The organism is Deinococcus sp. Arct2-2, from assembly GCF_004801315.1.
GTDB lineage: Bacteria > Deinococcota > Deinococci > Deinococcales > Deinococcaceae > Deinococcus.
On sequence record NZ_SSNW01000055.1, the window covers coordinates 1 to 18,240 of the forward strand.

Below are 18,240 nucleotides of genomic sequence, written 5' to 3' on the forward strand. Positions count from 1 at the left end.
GCACGGTCATTCGAGCACATCAGTGCGCTGCAGGGGCACGTGGAGGTCAAGCAGACGAAGCCCTGGGACGATCCCGAGGTGGCTTCAGTACCAAAATCCATCTGCGTGCTGAAGGACAAGGGAAGCCCATGGCCTTTGTCCTGAGTGGAGGGGAACGCCACGAATCCAAATACCTGCAACCGCTGTTGGAGACTGGCGCTGTGATCCGTGCAGGACGAGGCCGACCCCGAATCCGTCCTGATCGTCTCGTGGGCGACAAGGGCTACAGCTACACCACGGTTCGGAAGTATCTGCAGGCCCGAGGCATTCGGATCACCATTCCTCGCCGCAAAGATCAAGGGGATGACCTGTGCTTTGACGCGATGGTGTACAAGCAACGCAACAAGGTCGAACGCCTCGTCAACCGCCTGAAGGGCTTTCGACGCATCGCGACTCGCTATGACAAACGAGCAGCGAACTATCAGGGTTGGTTGACCCTGGCCGCCATCCTGCTCTGGCTCTGAATTCCGCGCGACTCGTGCGCCAATCTCTGCTCTGTCCGGGAGTTGGCTCCTACACTTGAGCAAGATGTCTCCATCCTTTGCTGGGTCAATCAGTCCCTTTGCGCGCAAATACCTCTCGTATGTCGGCTGGACGCCAGAACGCCACGTCGACCCTGGGGCAGTCGAAGCTGAGCTCAAACGCTGGCATTGGCAAGGCAACTTGCCGGACGTCTGGTTTGAAATCTGTGCCTCCATCGACAGACTGCCCCTTTTTTCTACCGCTCACGGTTTGCCGGAAAGGACTTCCGAAGACGTGAAGCAGGACGGATTTCGGGCCTATGACCTCGCCTTCATGGCTTCAGATGCTTCAAACAATGCATATCTCAGTGAAGATTTGCGTGAAGCCTTCGGCTGCGACTTTGGACCCTTGGGCCTGTTCGGAGGGTGGCCCATCTGGCTCGTCGATACCCAGGGCAGGTTTTATGTCTGGCAAGAAGGGAACGTGACCCTCTATGGCACAGGACTGAGGGATGGGTTTGACAGTTTGCTGAAGGGACAAGCCGTGGATCATCGGATCATCCCTTACAACCCCGATGCTTGGGATGCACGATTTCCTGAGCCACTCCCAGAAAAATAACCTTCCTGTTTTGGCACTGGGTGAACTGCGTCATGCTCACCAAGCTCTCCATGACGCTTCAACAAGTTGCGCGGGGCAACCGCGGGGCAACCCTAAAGACACCCTTTTCCCTTGCCCTGAACTTGGCATACAGACCCTAGGCATTTGTTGTGGGCTTCCCGCGAATCAGACCGTCCCAGTGGCCCTGTGCCTTTCACGATGCCTGTGAAATTTCACTCGGCAGGACGGTGTCAATGTTCGTTCTCCGTGGTCGAAATAAGGGCGGCTCCGTTCATTGGTTGCTGTGGATGTCAAGCCATTCTTATCGCCGTCTAGACTCAGTGGCATGCCCAGAGATCAGACGTGGTTCGAGCTGCGAGACCGGCGCAGAGACTCTTTTGAGCGGTCTCCTTGGGTGCCGCTGCGTGTCGAGGAGGTCAGCCGCACAGGAGAGAGGATCCACGTGGGCTTTGAGGAGGAGTTCTACGGCGTGGGGAGCAGCCTGTTTCCTACCGCCGCGGGAGACTACGCCCTCACGCAAGAGTGGCGGCATTTGGGCCTGAGTCAGTCCTTCGGCGGGTACGTTGACCGCGGCGAATATGTTCCCAGTGACCTCCAGCCTCTGGACAGGGACGGCGCGGCTGGACACGCCGTCCCATTGGTGCTTGTGGCGAACCGGATCGGCAGCTTTTCCCCGGAGTGGCAGCTGCACCAAGACTTTACGCTCACCCTCCAGCTGCGCCGCGAAGGGGATCTCTGGGTCGCGCCGCGCGAAGGGTACCGGACGGCCGCCCGGCTCCTGCGCGACGCGGACAGTGATCCTGTGCGGCTTGAGGTCGCGCGGGAGTACCTGCCCGACTACCTGAGCGCTCGCGACATGGGCCTGCGCCTCGTCACGTTCCACCAGCGTCAGGCGGTGCAGGCGAGTGATCCGCACTTCGAGTGGCTAGGGGGCCGCTGGCAGGAACAGGTCTCTGCGGAGGACAGCTTCGAAGGCTGGATTACTGAGATTCACGAGGGCAATGGTCTCCCGTTCGGCGAGCGCATGATGATCATGCATGCCGCCCGAACCGACGTGGATCCAAGCGACGACATTCCCGAGATGGTGGGGCCACCCACGGACGAAAATACGACCAGCACCACCGTCACGCGCGGCCTGCGCGGCCAGCGGGTGTACCAGATCAACGGCGAACGCTTCCGCAACGAATGGATCGCTCCAAGTGGTCTGAGCACCCGCATTCGCCATGACCCGGAACCCCAGCATGTGCAGTTCCCCGTGGACGCGAGCGGCGTCACCCAGGTGCTCAGACAACAGACGGGTGGGTACTGGCTGTGGTTCAAACCCAGCCTGGTGCCTGCCCTGCTGAATCTGCGGGACAGTGGCTTGCAGTGGTACACGCAGGACACGGGCAGCATGTCACCAGGCCCTGAAGAGAACCTGCATTTCGGTGTGAATGCGCTTGGCCTGGTGAACATCTACGGGCAGGATGTGGCGGAGCTCCCGAACTGGCTTCAAGCCATCCTGGCGGCGCATGCCGTGCCGCCAGATGGAGGCGTGAGTCCCGAATTACTGGCGTCTCAGGTGCGGGCGGAGCCAGCGGACACCATCGCGCCAGAGACCATGCTGCAGCTGAGTGTGCAGGCTCTGAATGCCGCGACGACGGCGGTCTGGGGTGTCCCAGTGATGCGCCTGAACGCGATCAACACACGCGTTCTTGAATCCTGCCACCGGTTCCGGGTGCAGACTCCAACCGACCTGTACGTGCTCGCGAAGGACGTGACGCGGGCGGTGCTGGAGACCCTGGAACTGGACCTCATCCTTCAGCATGGTCCGCCTTTGAAACCCAAGGAAAACAAGCCCGCAAGCCGGAATGCCCTGCAGCGGGCCGTGGCCACCCAAATCGGAGAAGAGAAAGCCCGCCTGTTGTTCGGACCGTTGGCTGGGGTCTATGACCTGCGCCTGAACGACGCGCACCACGCGCAAGAGAAAATTGACTCTGGTCTCGCCCTGCTCAAGATTGATCTCACTTGGCCGCTCGTAGACCAGGGGGCGCACCTGCTGGGCGCCACTGCGCTGGCCCTGCGGGACATTGCGCAGATCATCCACGCGTGGAAGACCCCTCAACCTGCGCCAGATCAGTCTCAGCCCAACCCGCCCGCGCTTCTGGACGCGTAACTCCATGCACCGCCAGCAGGGCCGAGCGGTTCAGATCTGTCTCGATGCTCTCCTGGCTCACGATGTGCTCCACGGAGTCGTCTACAAGGCGCACCTTGGCCTTTCTCCATCACACTTTCGCTGCAGAGCACAACCTCAACTCCTAGACTGAAGCTATGGGCACCACTTCGTCTCTCACGCCTTGGCGTACTGTCCTGTGGATTCTCTTGACATTGGCAGTGCTGGTGGGAGGAGGCATGGTCTTATGGCCCACGTTGGAAGGCCAAGCGTGGCTCAACCGTGTGCCGACGTTGGCGTCCATTCTCTGGGGACTGGTCAACGGGATTCAGGCCGTCCGGCGGAGGAACTGGACTGCAGCAGTGCTGTCTGGCCTGTATGTCGCCATGTGGATGTGGGTGCTGTACAGCGTCCTGTGAGGCCTCTCCCACCCAGAGCAGTTCTTTCGGCTGCTCTGACCTCATCCATCCTCCTGGCAGCAGTGAGGCCACGGCAGAGTATCGGCTGAACCCTCCTGGGTGATGTCATTTGATGTCCGGTCAGGCTGCACCTCTTCGTCATTTCTCGTCGCAATCATCAGCTCTTCACCACGGGTCACAGCCCCGCCCTGAGGTGCTGAAGAAGTGGTATGACAACGCCATGCGCTTCAATCGTTCTGGTCAGGATGCTCGGATTTCTCAACTGGCCCCGACCGGCGCGTTGTTGATGCTGATTGGGGGCATCGTTGGATTTGCTTTCAAGAATGACTTCACCGCACGGAGTGTGGGAGCCGTCCTGATGATGTTGGGCTGGCTTACTTGTGGTGTAGTTTTGAATATGGTCTTGAGGCGTCAAGCCGCCCGGAGCACCGCCTTTCGGATCTTCATCTGGATCTTGCTGCTGGCAATCGTGGGTTTCCAAATCATGTCGTTGTGGTTTGGCTGGCTGGCCCAGCGCGGCCCCGCCAGCTCAGGCTCTTGATCTCACCCCTCGACCAGATTCATCACGGCTTTCTCAAGGCAGAGGGCGGTGTCGCCGTAAGCGACGGTGGCATGCGACTCCGAATCGACGATGAGCGCCTGCACTTGGGTATTTCTGCTGGCGTCGCGCTTCACCACGATCCGAAGTTCCTGCGTATCGGCGAGTTGCTGTTGGGAGCCTCCTGTCTTTAGAGTGCGGCGGCTGAGGATGACGCGGATCGGGCCGAAGTCCTTGACAGGCACCCCGGCCCGCGTGAGGCTAGAGGAGATGACTGTTTCTGCTGCGCCACCGAGCTTCAGTTTGCACAACCAACAGACGTTTGAGACATGTATTGCGCTGACGCTTCAAGCGGTGGCGGCCGTGGAATTCGGAGCCGTGCTGAGTCCGGTGCGCTTATCTGGGCCCGTGCTGGTGGAGTTTGCCGAGCAAGTCGAACGGCACGCGGGGGACGTCGCGGCGCTGGCCGGCGAATGGGGCTTGGATTTGTCCGGCTTAGGGGCGGGGTATTACCATCAGTTAGCAGCCGGGCGGGATGAGCCGTTGCAAGCGGCGTACCACGGCTTACATGCGGCCGCGTTTCTTGGATTAGCGGGTGGAGCGACCACCGCGATGTTGCTGTCGATGGTGGGCTATGCCTTGCGGGTCTTAGCGGGGGCCGAAGACCGGGTGTGCCATTGAGAGTGAGGGGTGTCGAAGGCTGAGCTCTGGTGGCAGGTAGATCGGGTAGAGTACTTGGGCGGCGGTGGCTCGACTGGGGAGTCGAGCCACCCTCCAGGATTTCAGATGTCACCCCCAGCCAGGCACAAGCCCAGTTGGGGGTGACGTCTGTGTTGAGGTGGTCTCAACCCAACTGTTTCGGGCGTGTGTTCTTGGGCGCAATGAAGTGGACGAGTTCCAAGTCCAGTGCGGCGAGGGCGGCCGCCACGGGGAAGCGGTAGAGCTGCCAGCGTTGGCCGTCTCGGTCTTCATACCCGAGCCTTGGCCACCCAGTACGTCACCCCCGTCACGGTCGTGGCCGGCGATTTTTACACTGTAGATCTTCCCCTGCGCTTTGACACGGTGTGCTACTGGGATGGGTTCGGCGTCGGCACAGATGACGATCAGCGCCGCTTACTGGCGCGCATAACGGCTTGGCTCCAACCCGGTGCCACGGCATTCATCGACGTGTACACCCCTTGGTATTGGGCGCAGCGTGCGGGCGTGACTCGGGCAGAGGCCGCGTACACCCAGGTGTACGGTTTTGATGCGGAAGGCTGCCGCATGACCGATACCTATTCGGCGCCCGGAGCGGAGCCTGTGACGCAGTCGTTGCGCTGTTACAGTCCGGACGACCTGCGGCTGCTGGCCGGAACGGGCCTCACGCTGACTGATCTGTGGTCAGGTGGAAATTACGACCCGCAGGCAGGGGTGTATCGCCCGGTGGTGCCGCTGGGGGAATGTCTGAGCTTCACGGCCTTGTTCCGCCACAGTGAGGCTGCTCCAAGCCCGCAAGGCTCGCGCTGATTCTTGTTGAAGCGCAGGCGCCTCCAGGGCGTTTGCCTGGGAGGACGACTGATGGTGACCTGGCGCGTGGGTAAAAACCTAGCAGAAGACATCACCTCTCCAGAGACTGTTGGGGGGCCCCTCGGGACGAATTGTCCGAAGGGGTCATGGTGAAGGGCACGATCGTCGAGCAAGGCTCTTCAAATTTTGAAAGGTGTCCGCGATGGCCCACTGCCACCTTTTGGATGTTGGCGAGGCGTCTTACTGCCCGCTACAGTTGACGGGTGCGCTTTGGTGTCGTTGTTCTGGTGGCTTTGGCCGGGCTGGTGGCCCTGTGCTCGCCCGCCGTTCCCGCCCTCGTTCAGTACGGCGCGCTGCCCCGTCCGGCGGACGCCCCGGTCACGGTGCTTCTGGCCGGGGTGACGCCCCGTTATCCTCCCAGTGCCGTGTGGCCCTATCCAGCCGCCCCTGAGGAGTACGACTACATCACCGACACCCTCATCCTGGCGCAGATGAGGCCGGACGGCACGACACACCTGCTCAGTCTTCCGCGGGACACCTGGCTCAATATTCCGCAGTGGGGCTTTGGCAAGATCAACGGGGCCAACTCGCATGGGGGCCCAAGCCTGTTGGTCGGGGCGGTCGAACGCTTGACCGGGCTCAAGGTTGACGCCTACGCCCTGCTCAGCTTGCATGCGGTCCGCTCGATGACCGACGCCGCTGGTGGAGTAACGCTCGACGTGCCCAAGCGCATGAAGTATGACGATACGGCGGGCAACCTGCATATTGACTTGCAACCGGGACGGCAGCACCTGAATGGCCAGCAGGCCGAAGGCTTTTTGCGCTTCCGCAATGACGGCTTGGGGGACATCGGCCGGGTCGCGCGGCAACAGACCTTCCTGACCGCCTTCGTGAGCACGCTCAAACATCCGGTGAACGTGTGGCGCTGGCCTGCGCTGGTGGGGGCGCTGAACAGCAACGTGAAATCAAACCTCTCCCGCGCTCAGGTAGGCGCGCTCCTAGGCGGTGCGCTGCAAGGACCGACCGTCGCCTTGCACACCCTGCCAGGGACGCCGGGTGGCGGCGGCACGTGGATCGCCAATGACCAGGGGGTGCGCGCGCTGATCACAGAGCATTTCCGGGATCCACGGGATCCCCGTGCTCAGACCATTGCCGTGATCAACGTCGCTGCGCCCAATGGCAGCGCCCGCCGTCTCAAAGCAAAATTAGAAGGGCTGGGCTACCAAGATGTCCGCATTTCTTCGGCGCTGGGGGAAGCGGCCACGACCACTGTTTCAGGTGCAGCAGCGGCGTGGGTGCGGCGGGATATGGATATGGGGTACGGTCAAATAGACGCGGGCCCAGATTTAAGCGGTGCAGCGGTCACGGTTCGGCTGGGAAGCGACACCCCGGCTGGCGATGATTGACCTTTCCTGCATGAGGTCACTGAACTTGCCCATCCAATCTTGAAACAAAGTGATCAACAGGCGCTGAGCAAGCCAGCATGGCCGCTGTGAACTTCTCCAGCCACCGATCAGCGCAGGGTGAACTGTTCGTAGGGTTCTAGGACGCTGTGCCACACGCTCCCGGTTGGCTGAGAGCGAGCCGCATTGGCAGTCACGATGCGGAGCCTCTGGACATCTCACTAGCATAGACTTACTATGTAGAGAGTCTACGCTCTAAAAGGAGATCCGATGCCCCCTCGGGAACAGCTGCACGGCCACCTCGACTTGATCCTGCTCACCCTGCTGGAGCCTGAACCCCTGTACGGCCTGCGCATCGCTCAGGAAGCTCAGCGCCTGACCGACGGCTACTTCGATTTCAAAGAGGGCAGCCTGTATCCGGCCCTGCACCGCCTGGAACGGGCTGGTTTCCTGCAAGCCGAAGACCGCGAAGTCGGCCGCAATGGGCGGCCCCGCAAGTATTACTGCCTCACGCCCAGTGGCCGCACCGAGCTCACCGCCCGCCAGCGCGAGTGGGCTGCCTTTCGGCAGGCCATGGCCCGGCTGGAAGGTCAAGCATGAGCGCCCGGCCCCCGTTGGAGCAGTATCTGCGCCGCGCGACCCGAGGGTTGTCTCGCCCACAACGCCTCAAGGTGCGGGCCGAACTGGAAGAACACATCCTCGAGCGGGCGTGGGCCGCCCAGTGCGCGGGCCTAAACGAAGACCAGGCTCTGCAGGCGGCCCTCGACACCTTGGGGGATGCGGGCCAGGTGCGACGCGGGCTCCAAGCGGTTCATGTCGCCCCGCAGCTGTGGCGCTGGAGTGCCCTGACGCTGCTGCTGGGAGCCGTGACCCTGTTTCCAACCTTGACGGCCGCTCAGGTGCCGGTGCTCAACTCGTTTCCCACCCTCGCCTGTCTGGCGGACACCCGTGCCTGCTTGCCCAGCGCAGGGTGGTTGAATGTGGACAGCTTGACTGTGGCGCTCCGCCAGCTTGGCGTCACGGTGCGTCCTGTGAACGCAGCATCCGGAGCGGCGTTGCAGTTGGTCTTTCCCGGCAGCCGCGCCGTCACGGTACCCACCAGCCAGAACCTGGGCCGCAGTCCAGACCAGATCACGTCCAGCCGCTTCCTGTCCAGCAACGCGCTGGTGTACCTGCTGGCCGAGCAGTCCGGGCTGCCGGTGTCGCTGGAGGGCTGGATCAATCCTCAACTCCGGGTGGGCACGACCAAGTTGACCCTGGGCACGGCCGCCACGCCCTTCGAGGCCTACGGGCTGTATACGGGCGCCCTGCTGGAAGGCTTGAGACGCTCTGCACCGCCCATGCCAGGGGTCACGCTGCACTGGGCGCGGGGCCCCATCAGCCCATTCACTCTGGAGGAGCGCCATACCCTTCAGGTTTCCGACACGCCCGGAACGGTGTATGGGCTGCTGACCCGCGATCCGTCCGGCGGCCTGTATCTGGACGCGGCTCCAGTGGATGGAAAGGGGCAGGTCACGCTGACAGCCCTATGGAAGGACATTCTCTTTGTGCCTCGTCTGGCGGATGTCGAGCAGCTCATTCCACCCCGGCAACCCTTGGGACAGCAGAAGTACGCCCTGCTACTGCGGTTGACAGGCCGAGTCGATCCCGCCGTGCCGAATGTGCAGGCCACGGTGCCGTCCGGAGTGCGCAGTATCGCCGACCGCTGAAGAACTGCAACGGACGGTCTCCAGGCGGGTCGCACCCCGGATGCTGTCTGGGCTGGTGCAGGTGCGGGAGGAGGCAGGCCTTCCCGCAGATTTCCGGGGCCCGGGCCATCCTGCCTTCCACGCCTGGTCGGCACTGGGGAGCCCAACTGTTGAGCTCTTGTTCCTGTAACGTGAAGCATGGCCTTTTCTCACCAGAAGGAAGCCGTGGGGCAGAGGCGAAGAGAGCGCTTCAGTTGAGCACCACTGGGGCTCATCGGTTCAACGTTGGAGAGGCCCTGCTTGGGCCAGCCCCCGAGCAGATCAGCCTGGAATTCCCATGGGCGCAGTTGGCTGGAGTGGCCCCAGCACAGACGCGACCGCGACTTTCGGGCCAACGTTCACCGGTTCGCTCTCCCTCTGGGTGGTCTTGGCCTTCGTGTGCCCCGTGTTGCTGGTGATCGTGCGCTTTCGCCAGGTGACCTGGGCGTGGTGGGCCCTGGGCATGGGCGGTCTGGCCCTGCTGTTCTGGGAGCGGGTGTAGCACTTGGAACACGAAGAGCAGAGAAAGAAAAGCGTCAGGCGTGCTCTGGCGGCGCTCGTGGGTCTGTGTGCTGTGGCTTTACTGCTGCTGACCTTGTACGCCCTTGCTTGGGTGTACTACGGCCCTTCGCTGGGTGCGTATTCAGCTGGCCCCGCCTGGGCGGCCTTGGGGACAGCGCTGGCCACTGCCCTGATAACTTGGGGGGCTGTCCAGCTCTGGAAGGGCAGACAGGACAGGGGCGCGATTGACACCCGGAACCTGGAACCCGGCGAAGAGGACGTGTAGGCCGTGGCCGCGTCAGGCCTCGAAGTTCCTACCGGGTACTCTTCCAGCACAGACGTCGTGTTTTCGTATAGCCCTTCCTTCGCGTGGCTTCTCTTGGCCACTGGCGTGCTGCTGTTGCTGGCCTTCGTGTTTCGCCGGAAGCTGTGGGCACGGCGGGTGCTGCTGACGCTGGCGGGGCTGTGCTTCGTGGGCGCGTGGCTGCTATGACGTCGTTGAAGTGGGGTGCCGCCTTCCTCGGACTGTGTGCCGTGCTGTGCCTCTGTGCGGCGGTCATCACTGCTCTATACGCCTTAGTGGTCTGGTCTTCCGGTGAAAATCGAGTTGCTGCCCGTGCAGGGACGCTCGCAGTGTTGCTGGCGGTTCTAGGCGTGACTGGAGGGGCCGTGGCTCGGCGGCTCTGGAAGGACAGCGAGTGATAGGCCGCGTGCCTGCGGAGGGAAAGCAGGCATCAGCGCGTCTCACATGCGGGAGCAGACCGGACGAACAAGCCGGGAGGAGAACGCGTGAAGAACTTGGGTTGGCCTGTGCTGCTGGTGCTGGTGGGGATTGGGTTACTGGTCTGGGCTGCACTCGACCACTTTTTTCAGGGCTCAACCACCGCGCCACTCGGGGGGATCTGGCCGGGGGTGATCCTGATCGTGGTTGGCATTGGAGTTGTGTTGAGGACGGCGCTTAAGCGCAGGGCCAACGGCGAAGAGGAGACGTAGTCTGGTGGCCGATGCTCCCCTTGGGCCGTGCACCCGGCACGGGTAACCCGTACTGGATGGGGCGACGTCAGCACGCTCTGTGATTCGCATGGTCGCTTGTATGAGCGCGCACTCTTGCGGTGAGCCCATGCAGCTGACGCCTGCCCAGCACGAGGGTCAGTCGTCGGGCGGCCAGCAAGCGCTGCCTCACCGGGTGGATGGGAGCGACCCGTGGAGGCACTCGCAGGCGCGTAAGACCGCCTCGAGACCGATCAGCTTCCTCCGTATCGCGCGCTCAGCGCTGATTTCCCGCCGGTCAGCGTCCGGCAGCAATACGTGTACTGACGCTGCCCCAGCCGTCTCCGAACGTCATTGACGAGTGTGCTGCCGTGCCGAGCGCTACAGTAAACCTTTCACCACAATCCAACTCCCTCCCAGAACGGCCAGGCTCAACACCAACGGTCGGATTCGCTCTGCAGGAATCTTGACAGCGAGCACCCCTCCCCCCGCCACGCCGAGCAACAAGCCGATCCAAGGCAGGTGATGGATGTCGGGGGCACCTAGACTCAAGAGCGTCACCGTATTTACCCCGATGCCAAAGAGTTGAAGGGGCGGCCGAATGCTCGTCACGGGCCACTTTGCGTGAATGGCATACATCGCCACAGCGGGCCCAGCGAGGCCACCTGCCACGTTCATAGCCGCACTGACGACGCCTGCACCAAGCGCACCGGCCACACCATTCAGTCGGGTCGTCCGGACGCCGAAGGCCAGAAGGGCGGCACTCAGGATTGTGAGCGTGCCGGCGATGACCAGCAGCACGTCCGGACGGACCTGCTTCACCCAGGAGGCCAACAGGGGCGCCACGAGCAACGAAGGCAGCAGCAAGCTCAACGCATCTTTGAGGCGGGCGCCTCTCACTTCACGCACCAAGTAAATGACATTGAGGATCAGGGAGAGCAAGACCACCTGCTTGATGCCCTCCGCTGGCCCGAATACTTGAATGAGGAGCGGTGCACAGAGGAGCGCGAATCCCATGCCCGCCACGCCCTGAATCACAGCGCTCAGCGCCACCAGACCGCTGACGAGCAGCACTTCAGGATTCATGGGGCATCTTAGCCGATCGGATTGTCGCAGCAGCTGGAGTGCATGTCAGGGAACGGCACATGGATGGGGCGAGGCTTGAAGGGAATCAAGGAAGTAGGGCTTGACCGAGCGAAAGCCGAAATTCTGTTCAACTTGCCTGAGAGCCAACTGCTCTCCACCGAAGATTTTTTCGGATGGGCTCCGGAGTCAATCTCTATCCGCGGTACTGTTGGACAACGAATGACCCGTGCCCTGCAGTCCTCTTCATTTCGGCGCTTGTGGGCCTCCGAAACCCTGGCGGTCTCCGGACAGCAGGTCTCCGTCCTGGCCCTTCCCTTGCTCGCCGTGACCACCCTGCAGGCCACCCCAGCGCAGATGGGGGCGCTGGTCGCGCTGCAGGGTCTCCCGATCCTGCTCTTCAGCCTGTATGCGGGGCTGCTGGTTGACCGGGTCCACCGCGTGCGCCTGATGGCGGCCGTCAATGTGGCGCGCGCGGCGGCCGTGGCCGGTCTGCTGGTCGCGGCCCTGCTGAATGCCCTGAGCTTCGGGCTGCTGTGCGTCGTCGCGTTCGCCCTCGGTGCCCTGGGCGTCATTTACAATGTGGCCTATCAATCCGTGGTGCCAGATTTGGTTCCTCAAGGCGCTTTGGCCGACGCCAACGCGAAACTGGAAACCTCACGCTCGGGGGCCGACGGGGTGGGTCCAGGGGTGGCGGGCTGGCTGCTCGGTGCGGCTGGATACACTGCGGCACTTGGCCTGAACGCCGTCGTCTACTTGCTCAGCGCGCTGGCCCTCTTCCGGATGCCGCACACTCGCCGGAGGGCGCCCCCCTCTGGGTCAGTCACCGGCCAAGTGCGCGAGGGATTCAGCTATGTGCTGTCTCATCCCGTCATCCGGCCCTTGATGCTGTGCGCGGCCACGTTGAATCTCGCCAAGGGGATCCTGGACGCGGTGCTGGTGTACTACCTGGCCAAGACCCTGTCCCTGACCCCCACGCAGATTGGGCTGGTGTTCATGGGCAGCAACGCGGGTTTTCTGTGTGGCGCCCTGTTCGGAGAGCGGCTGGCCCAGCGGCTGGGAATCGGTCGCGCTTCGGTTCTGGGCGCCGCCCTGGCCGGGCTGGGCCTGCTGCTGTTGCCTGCTGCCACCGGCGCCGGTGCGCTGGCCCTCCCGCTCTTTGTGGTGGCCCGGTTCATCTTCGGGTTTGGCGAGTTGATGTTCTACGTGCAGCACATCACGCTACGCCAATCGGTCACGCCCGACCACCTGCAGGGGCGCATGCATTCGGTCATTCGGTTTCTGGCGGGCGGAATGTTCCCTATCGGCGCGTTGCTCGGTGGCCTGCTGGGTCAGCGCTTCGGACAAACGCCCGCGCTGCTGATTGCCGGCGCGGTGGGCAGCGCCAGTGCCCTGTGGCTTTTGCGCTCCGCTGTGCCGGCCCTCCACCACCGCCTGCCGTCCGCAGTGGATGCAGCAGCCGACGGATGACCGCGTCATCAAGAGACGTGGAACGTGGAGCGGTCACGGGCTGAGGGTCACGAATCTCAGACGGTGCGCGAGGACGTTCAGCACGGCCGCGAGAAGGTCGATGTCAGAGATGTGTGCGTGTGGATCGAGGGGTCTCCGAAAATATGGGGCGTCATCCACTGATTTGGCGTAGTGACAGCGGCGGGAAGTGGCAGTCCAATAAGCTGGAGAGGGCTGATTCCACCGTCTTTCCTGCACGCTTACCCCGGTCTGTCAACCCCTTTCCGCGGTGGATAGACCTATTGTGTTCAAAATTTACCGCGTGCACGGATAGGCAGCGGCAGCAAGAGCGGCGCGAGAGGGACGGATTTGACATTGCCCGGAAGAACAGAGAATGCGCCCAGTCGAGGACGACTGCGCCCTGTTGAGGTGAATCCCGTTGTCTGGGGTCAAGACGTCAGCAGAGGCGTCAATACCCCACAGCACTCCCGCAAGCAATGGGCAAGTTCTCAGGAACTGATCTCTGACCGATCAATCCCCATATGTGGTGACTCCACGCAGTCTGATGCCCTACTCTTCCTCTACGCACAGCTCCGCTCAGCCTCCTTATCCAAGCACATCTGGGTGGGCGATCCGAACGGTCTGGGCAGCAACGCTCCCACGCCGACCAACATCAGCCCCGGTCTACGCATTCTTGACCCTCCAGCACATTAGGCGGTACCCTTCATGACCCCTCTGACCCCCCACCGCTCCGCGCCAACCCGCAAGTTCCTTCAGACCACCGTAATCGGGGCGGGACTGTTGATCCTCACTGCCTGTAACGCCTTCGCTCCACCGACTGCTCAGTCACAGCTTAATAAGTGCATTCGGGACGCGTGCAAGGTGTTTCAGCTGGTGGGGAACGTCGGGTCGCCCCGCATCTACCTCACCCCCAGCGACGACCTGATGCGAGCCTACCTTGCCACCTTCCAAATGACGCGTGAACAGTTCGCCGCGTCCGCCGCAGGCAAAGCTTTTGTCGCCCAACACACTTTTATTGGGTCCAAAGTGACCGGTGGCACGTATCAAAATTTAGCGGGCCAATCGTATACGTTCACCTGTGCGGATTCGACGTCCACGGATCGGTACAGGTGTGTCGTTGGTGGAAAACGTGCCGCGTTCGAATTGCCCATGATGGAGGTGACCGACGGTACCCTCATGATTCTCGACGGCATTCTCGGCGACTGAACAAGGTGGAGAGCACTGGACGATCCGAACGGTCTAGGCAGCAACGTGCCCATTCCAACCAACATCAGCCCCGGTCTACGCATTCTTGACCCTCGAGCACTCCAGGCGGCACCCTTCATGACCCCTCTGACACACCACCGCTCCGCTCCAACTCGCAAATTCCTTCAGACCACCGTGATCGCGGCGGGACTCCTCGTTTTCACCGCCTGTGAACGCTACTCTTTGGTTCCACGAACCGCCCAGTCAGAACTCAATGGGTGCCTTCGGGAGGCTTGCAAGATTTTTCAGTTGGTGGGGAACACTGGGTCACCACGCATCTACCTGATCACGCGAGACGACCTGATGCGAGCTCACCTCCAGACGCTCAACATGACTGGTGAACAATTCGCACAGTCTGCTCTCGGCAAAGCTTTTGTCGCTCAACACACTTTTATTGGGTCTCGAGTGACCAGTGGCACGTATCAGAATGTAGCCGGCCAATCCTATACGTTCACCTGTGCCGAGCCGACGCCCCCAGATCGGCACGATTGTGTTATTGGTGGGAAATTTGCCAGGTTTGATTTTCCACCCGTTCCCATCCCAGACGGCGCCCTCATGATTCTTGACGGCATTCTCGGCGACTGAAGGAGTGGCTCGAGCACTGGCCTGAACACAACCATCCGGTGTCCTCCCAAGCAGAGAACCTGCAAGGAATGCTTCCCGCGTTGCTCGCGCCTTCAAAGCATCACTGGAGAGGGCGCCGCGGCTCTGAAAGGACAGTGGGCGAGAGGCTGCATGGCTGCGGTGAAGGCAGGACTGGGTTGACTCGTGTGGACAGGAGTCAACGCTCTGGCGCAGGGCTTGACCACCGCGCCACTTGGGGGCCTCTGGCCGGACGTGGCGGTCGGCAGTGGAGTGCGTTGAGAACCCAGGGAAGGCGGCCAGGCAGACAGCAGCGAAAGGAAGCCCGTGGCCAGCACGCCTCCGCGTCCTCTCAGCAGCGGGGGCAACAGGTTCCGCAACCTTTCGTGGTCGCCCATGGGACGGGCCAGGGGAGCAAGGTGAAATCCATCTGACACGTCCTGGGTGGTAGAGCTCTTCCCAGTCCTGCGCCAGACGTTGTGCCCGTCTTTGTTCCCCAGCGGAGTGGGGCACTGCTCTCTTTCCTGCTGTTCAGCTCCTCTTGGGCGACGGCCGAGCGAACCATGTTGACCTTTGATCCACCCACGTGGGAGACGTTGCTCCAGATTCAAGACGAAGCCCCCGGATTCGCGGGTCTCGCCGGGTTCTGCCCCGACGGCAGTGTCATGTTCGGCACCGTTTTTCCCACGCTCGCCTAGGCTACTCAGGAGGCTGCAGAACGCAGCCCTCTGCTCACCGGCCTCAAGCGGTGTTCTCAAGTTGTCACCCGGCAGTACAGTGTGCGCACCCTCGTTGGGGTGGCGCAGCAGGTATTGGACACCAACCCGGCGGCCACCGTGTACGCCGAAGTAGTCGCTCCACGGCAGGCGCCGGTAGCCAGTCAATGGACTTCCACTCAAGGCAGGCGTTGAGGCTGGGTGGCCACGTGGCATGCTGACCCTATGAACCGCACGAGACGCTGGTGGACCATCGCCCGCTTGGGGTCGAGGATAACGCTCGCCTGCGTCTTGTTGTGGATGGGCACCAGAACAGAGGGCGCGCCTTACCAGACGCGTCTCACCAAGGTCTTAATTGCTTGTGAGGCCCACATGCGTGCCCATCATGACGGAGCTATCCGGGTGGATGTATCGGGGGGTGACGCTGTTCGCACGGTGGTCAAGAAGAACCAAGACCCGCTCGGCAGATTCCCCATCGATCGGGCTGTCGTCGGCGCACACCAGCGTGTCCTTCCCGTGGGGGTCCATGACCAAGCGGGGCCGAAGCACCGCCTTGATGCATACCTTGTTGAGAGCGGTCAATTCAGGAATGTACAATATGGTTTCCCCTTACCTTACAAGCAGTCATCCCCGATAGCATCATCTCAGAACGTGTACTGTGTTATCCCGCTTGTGTTTGATCTGGTCGTCTACATTTTATTATCAACACTGACCCTGCTGCCATTTCGAAATATGCTTGCCTATAAGTCACCTCTAAAGCCGATTATGATCGCTTTAGGTGTAATCACTGGCGTTATTCTCACTGGATTAATTCTAGATATGATGTTTGGTCAATTTTTCTTGGTGTCACCGTTCAAAGTCCTTCGGTACCATCACCGGATGATTCGCCTGGGGCTTTGACGGGTATTGGAAGTCCGTTGACCCTCGGGCTCGGGCAAAAAGATGTCCAGCACACAAGGACAGCCGCCATCTGAATGGCCGTGAACCACGTGTAGAACACCTCTTTCCGAGAAGTCAACGGACTTCCAAGAGTGGGAGGCGAACTTCTACGCGACTGGATCAGGACGTTCGAGCTGCTCCTGGACGCCGCGCAGTGCTCGCGGGGGCTGAACGACGCGAGGGTGGACGGCCAGCATATCGGGCACACCCTGGGGCGCGCTGGATACGTGCTGGAGCGTGACGCACAGATCGGGTTGGCCCTGGGCGCCCTGTACCGTCACGCCCAGCAGGAAGCGTGGCGCGTGAGAACGGCGATCTCCACCGGAGACGTCCCAGCGTGGCTCCAGCAGACACACTCGTTGTTCTTGAGCGACGGCGTCATTGAAGTGGCGCGGCGCACCAACCCAGGACTGTACCGGGACTTGCTGCGGAGGCTGATGAAGGGGGAGTGCCGGGGGGGAGCCTTCATCGCCACCCCGGTCGAGCTGGAGCCCGTCGCCAGAGGGGCCGCGCTTTATTTGAGCTGATCCAAGAACAGCGGGGCGCTCAGCAGAGGTGCGCCGCGCCAGACCTTCACGCTGCTCAAGGAATCGAATCTGGGGTAAGGCCGACCGGGGGGTTGATCTTGAAGCTCACCCCCAGCGAGGAATGAAGCGTAAACAGCAGCATGCGGAATTCTTCCTCGTCCGTGAGCGGGGTAAATGGATTCAGGCCCAAGGCCTCCCGGAAGTTCAAGCCACTTGCAGCGGTGGTGGCCACGAGTTGCAGACCTGGCTGGTGAATCTCGATTTCGTCAAGGTGCATCCGTTCGTTCTGATAGGTTCGCCGAACAACGATCTGCACCATGTTCTCCTCGGGCAGGATGCCGCCGGCCTCAAGGATGTGGCCGACAAATAGGAATTCGTCTTGCGCCACCCGGCGCGCGAGCGTAATCAGGATTTGATGGCCCCTGTGCAGACGCTTGGGCGTAATGTTCGTCATCTTCTGGCGCCCCTTGTGCAGCCTGGGATGGCGCACCGGGTGAGGCGTGAAGACATCGTTACTCGACATGAAGGCGTCGAAATGCTGCCCTTTCATGGCCGTCCCCACCTGTGCCTGGCGCTCTTCATGCCCACTGTCAATCGTTAACCGGAAGACTTGGCCGCGCCACGCGACAGTGACCCGGTTACGGACGACGGACTTGGAGAAGTACGGCCCCTGATCCTCAATAGCTGCCTGCATCAGGGAATAGTTGTCGAGCTGTAAGTGGCGGATGGTTCCGGTCAGGCAATACTCCCGGAGCACACGGCCATGGAACATCCGCATCCGGTTGAAGCTGGTGCGGCTGATGACCGAGCCGAATCGAATGTGCCCCCGGTTGGACATGCGGTTTCGGAAGTCCACATGCGCGCTCCCATAAGCGACTTTAAGCAGCCACAGGAACATGACGGAACGGTCATCCGCTGAGAGCAGCCCAGGATTCTCGAAGATCCGGCGAACCGGGCGTTCGAGGAGGCTCAGCCGACCGTTGCACCGCTGGCAGCAGGGAACCGTGACCGGTCCGCGGATGGGAACATTGTTAGGCAGCAGCAGGTGGTTGCCCTTTTTGGGAACGTGGAGCCCCACCTGCCGCAACAGCCATTTGGGGATGAAATGTTCTACGGTCGCTTGTTGTCCAGGTGCCACATCCTGCCCATGGCCAGTCAGGCGCGAGTGGCAGACAAAGCACCTGGGTGGTGGCTGAGGGGCCGGAGACCTCCGGGTCTGGGCGTTCAAAGGCATGGGCGGGCAGATTAGCAGCCCGGCACTTGCTTGGCCCTTCCCATCGCTGTCCTGGTTGAAGTGCTGCCCATATCAATCCACACCGGGGC

Annotated in this window: 23 protein-coding genes; 20 read left to right on the plus strand and 3 right to left on the minus strand. The window is 61.8% G+C overall.

Annotation, left to right across the window (positions count from 1 at the left end; genetic code table 11):
* The 5 genes from E7T06_RS18320 to E7T06_RS18340 all read left to right on the plus strand — a co-directional run.
* On the plus strand, positions 1–503 hold a 503-nt coding region (locus E7T06_RS18320; RefSeq protein ID WP_136367205.1), incomplete at its 5' end, for an IS5 family transposase.
* Between the two features lie 64 nt (positions 504–567).
* On the plus strand, positions 568–1,119 hold the full coding sequence (locus E7T06_RS18325) for an SUKH-3 domain-containing protein (RefSeq protein ID WP_136367206.1): 552 nt from the start codon (positions 568–570) through the stop codon (positions 1,117–1,119).
* 325 nt (positions 1,120–1,444) lie between these two features.
* The gene (locus E7T06_RS18330; protein ID WP_136367207.1) at positions 1,445–3,274 is read left to right on the plus strand and encodes a hypothetical protein; all 1,830 of its coding nucleotides are present in this window, start codon (positions 1,445–1,447) and stop codon (positions 3,272–3,274) included.
* A 155-nt stretch (positions 3,275–3,429) separates the two neighbouring features.
* Complete coding sequence (locus tag E7T06_RS18335) at positions 3,430–3,690, plus strand: hypothetical protein (protein WP_136367208.1); 261 nt, start codon at positions 3,430–3,432, stop codon at positions 3,688–3,690.
* 112 nt (positions 3,691–3,802) lie between these two features.
* The gene (locus E7T06_RS18340; RefSeq protein ID WP_168733640.1) at positions 3,803–4,231 is read left to right on the plus strand and encodes a hypothetical protein; all 429 of its coding nucleotides are present in this window, start codon (positions 3,803–3,805) and stop codon (positions 4,229–4,231) included.
* Between the two features lie 2 nt (positions 4,232–4,233).
* On the opposite strand, the gene E7T06_RS21360 is transcribed toward E7T06_RS18340, so the two are convergent.
* Complete coding sequence (locus E7T06_RS21360; RefSeq protein WP_168733639.1) at positions 4,234–4,473, minus strand: hypothetical protein; 240 nt, start codon at positions 4,471–4,473, stop codon at positions 4,234–4,236.
* A 25-nt stretch (positions 4,474–4,498) separates the two neighbouring features.
* On the opposite strand from E7T06_RS21360, the gene E7T06_RS18345 reads away from it, so the two are divergent.
* From E7T06_RS18345 to E7T06_RS18385, 9 genes are all read left to right on the plus strand, one after another.
* Complete coding sequence (locus tag E7T06_RS18345; RefSeq protein ID WP_240741170.1) at positions 4,499–4,909, plus strand: hypothetical protein; 411 nt, start codon at positions 4,499–4,501, stop codon at positions 4,907–4,909.
* Positions 4,910–5,209: 300 nt separating this feature from the next.
* A complete protein-coding gene (locus tag E7T06_RS18350; RefSeq protein WP_136367211.1) occupies positions 5,210–5,734 on the plus strand; it encodes a class I SAM-dependent methyltransferase in 525 nt (174 codons plus the stop codon).
* Positions 5,735–5,997: 263 nt separating this feature from the next.
* Positions 5,998–7,140 carry an LCP family protein gene (locus E7T06_RS18355; RefSeq protein ID WP_240741171.1) on the plus strand — a complete coding sequence of 381 codons (1,143 nt, stop codon included), beginning with the start codon at positions 5,998–6,000 and terminating at the stop codon, positions 7,138–7,140.
* A gap of 267 nt (positions 7,141–7,407) precedes the next feature.
* Entirely contained in the window at positions 7,408–7,737 is a 330-nt protein-coding gene (locus E7T06_RS18360; RefSeq protein WP_136367212.1) for a helix-turn-helix transcriptional regulator, read from the plus strand.
* A complete protein-coding gene (locus tag E7T06_RS18365) occupies positions 7,734–8,846 on the plus strand; it encodes a permease prefix domain 1-containing protein (protein ID WP_136367213.1) in 1,113 nt (370 codons plus the stop codon). The genes E7T06_RS18360 and E7T06_RS18365 overlap by 4 nt, the downstream gene beginning before the upstream one ends.
* 316 nt (positions 8,847–9,162) lie before the next feature.
* On the plus strand, positions 9,163–9,366 hold the full coding sequence (locus tag E7T06_RS18370; RefSeq protein WP_136367214.1) for a hypothetical protein: 204 nt from the start codon (positions 9,163–9,165) through the stop codon (positions 9,364–9,366).
* 288 nt (positions 9,367–9,654) lie between these two features.
* Positions 9,655–9,858, plus strand: a complete 204-nt coding sequence (locus E7T06_RS18375; RefSeq protein ID WP_136367215.1) for a hypothetical protein — start codon at positions 9,655–9,657, stop codon at positions 9,856–9,858.
* Positions 9,855–10,067: a hypothetical protein gene (locus E7T06_RS18380; protein ID WP_136367216.1), complete on the plus strand. Its 213-nt coding sequence runs from the start codon at positions 9,855–9,857 to the stop codon at positions 10,065–10,067. Before E7T06_RS18375 ends, E7T06_RS18380 begins: the two co-directional genes overlap by 4 nt.
* An 87-nt stretch (positions 10,068–10,154) precedes the next feature.
* The gene (locus E7T06_RS18385; protein WP_136367217.1) at positions 10,155–10,358 is read left to right on the plus strand and encodes a hypothetical protein; all 204 of its coding nucleotides are present in this window, start codon (positions 10,155–10,157) and stop codon (positions 10,356–10,358) included.
* Positions 10,359–10,736: 378 nt separating this feature from the next.
* Here the strand turns inward: E7T06_RS18385 and E7T06_RS18390 are convergent, their stop codons facing one another.
* Positions 10,737–11,441, minus strand: coding sequence for a TSUP family transporter (locus E7T06_RS18390; protein WP_136367218.1), 705 nt, complete (start codon positions 11,439–11,441; stop codon positions 10,737–10,739).
* 219 nt (positions 11,442–11,660) lie between these two features.
* On the opposite strand from E7T06_RS18390, the gene E7T06_RS18395 reads away from it, so the two are divergent.
* The 6 genes from E7T06_RS18395 (at position 11,661) to E7T06_RS18415 (ending at position 16,917) form a co-directional block, all read left to right on the plus strand.
* A complete protein-coding gene (locus tag E7T06_RS18395) occupies positions 11,661–12,908 on the plus strand; it encodes an MFS transporter (protein WP_168733641.1) in 1,248 nt (415 codons plus the stop codon).
* 705 nt (positions 12,909–13,613) lie between these two features.
* A complete protein-coding gene (locus tag E7T06_RS18400) occupies positions 13,614–14,114 on the plus strand; it encodes a hypothetical protein (RefSeq protein WP_136367220.1) in 501 nt (166 codons plus the stop codon).
* A 117-nt stretch (positions 14,115–14,231) separates the two neighbouring features.
* The gene (locus E7T06_RS18405; protein WP_136367221.1) at positions 14,232–14,738 is read left to right on the plus strand and encodes a hypothetical protein; all 507 of its coding nucleotides are present in this window, start codon (positions 14,232–14,234) and stop codon (positions 14,736–14,738) included.
* Positions 14,739–15,298: 560 nt separating this feature from the next.
* Positions 15,299–15,433, plus strand: coding sequence for a hypothetical protein (locus tag E7T06_RS22135; protein WP_276605588.1), 135 nt, complete (start codon positions 15,299–15,301; stop codon positions 15,431–15,433).
* 243 nt (positions 15,434–15,676) lie between these two features.
* Entirely contained in the window at positions 15,677–16,351 is a 675-nt protein-coding gene (locus E7T06_RS18410) for a hypothetical protein (RefSeq protein ID WP_136367222.1), read from the plus strand.
* Positions 16,352–16,482: 131 nt separating this feature from the next.
* Positions 16,483–16,917 carry a hypothetical protein gene (locus E7T06_RS18415; protein WP_136367223.1) on the plus strand — a complete coding sequence of 145 codons (435 nt, stop codon included), beginning with the start codon at positions 16,483–16,485 and terminating at the stop codon, positions 16,915–16,917.
* Between the two features lie 55 nt (positions 16,918–16,972).
* Here E7T06_RS18415 and E7T06_RS18420 read toward each other — a convergent pair whose 3' ends face one another.
* Positions 16,973–18,055, minus strand: coding sequence for a hypothetical protein (locus E7T06_RS18420; RefSeq protein WP_136367224.1), 1,083 nt, complete (start codon positions 18,053–18,055; stop codon positions 16,973–16,975).
* Between the last annotated feature and the right edge of the window lie 185 nt (positions 18,056–18,240).

What these genes read in the sequence shown, in the direction of transcription:
- E7T06_RS22135 (WP_276605588.1), top strand. Translation starts at nt 15,299, where the DNA reads ATGTTGACCTTTGATCCACCCACGTGGGAGACGTTGCTCCAGATTCAA.
- E7T06_RS18370 (WP_136367214.1), top strand. Translation starts at nt 9,163, where the DNA reads ATGGGCGCAGTTGGCTGGAGTGGCCCCAGCACAGACGCGACCGCGACT.
- E7T06_RS18365 (WP_136367213.1), top strand. Translation starts at nt 7,734, where the DNA reads ATGAGCGCCCGGCCCCCGTTGGAGCAGTATCTGCGCCGCGCGACCCGA.
- E7T06_RS18345 (WP_240741170.1), top strand. Translation starts at nt 4,499, where the DNA reads ATGACTGTTTCTGCTGCGCCACCGAGCTTCAGTTTGCACAACCAACAG.
- E7T06_RS18405 (WP_136367221.1), top strand. Translation starts at nt 14,232, where the DNA reads ATGACCCCTCTGACACACCACCGCTCCGCTCCAACTCGCAAATTCCTT.
- E7T06_RS18395 (WP_168733641.1), top strand. Translation starts at nt 11,661, where the DNA reads ATGACCCGTGCCCTGCAGTCCTCTTCATTTCGGCGCTTGTGGGCCTCC.
- E7T06_RS18410 (WP_136367222.1), top strand. Translation starts at nt 15,677, where the DNA reads ATGAACCGCACGAGACGCTGGTGGACCATCGCCCGCTTGGGGTCGAGG.
- E7T06_RS18390 (WP_136367218.1), bottom strand. Translation starts at nt 11,441, where the DNA reads ATGAATCCTGAAGTGCTGCTCGTCAGCGGTCTGGTGGCGCTGAGCGCT.
- E7T06_RS18330 (WP_136367207.1), top strand. Translation starts at nt 1,445, where the DNA reads ATGCCCAGAGATCAGACGTGGTTCGAGCTGCGAGACCGGCGCAGAGAC.
- E7T06_RS18325 (WP_136367206.1), top strand. Translation starts at nt 568, where the DNA reads ATGTCTCCATCCTTTGCTGGGTCAATCAGTCCCTTTGCGCGCAAATAC.
- E7T06_RS18380 (WP_136367216.1), top strand. Translation starts at nt 9,855, where the DNA reads ATGACGTCGTTGAAGTGGGGTGCCGCCTTCCTCGGACTGTGTGCCGTG.
- E7T06_RS18400 (WP_136367220.1), top strand. Translation starts at nt 13,614, where the DNA reads ATGACCCCTCTGACCCCCCACCGCTCCGCGCCAACCCGCAAGTTCCTT.
- E7T06_RS18360 (WP_136367212.1), top strand. Translation starts at nt 7,408, where the DNA reads ATGCCCCCTCGGGAACAGCTGCACGGCCACCTCGACTTGATCCTGCTC.
- E7T06_RS18340 (WP_168733640.1), top strand. Translation starts at nt 3,803, where the DNA reads ATGTCCGGTCAGGCTGCACCTCTTCGTCATTTCTCGTCGCAATCATCA.
- E7T06_RS18335 (WP_136367208.1), top strand. Translation starts at nt 3,430, where the DNA reads ATGGGCACCACTTCGTCTCTCACGCCTTGGCGTACTGTCCTGTGGATT.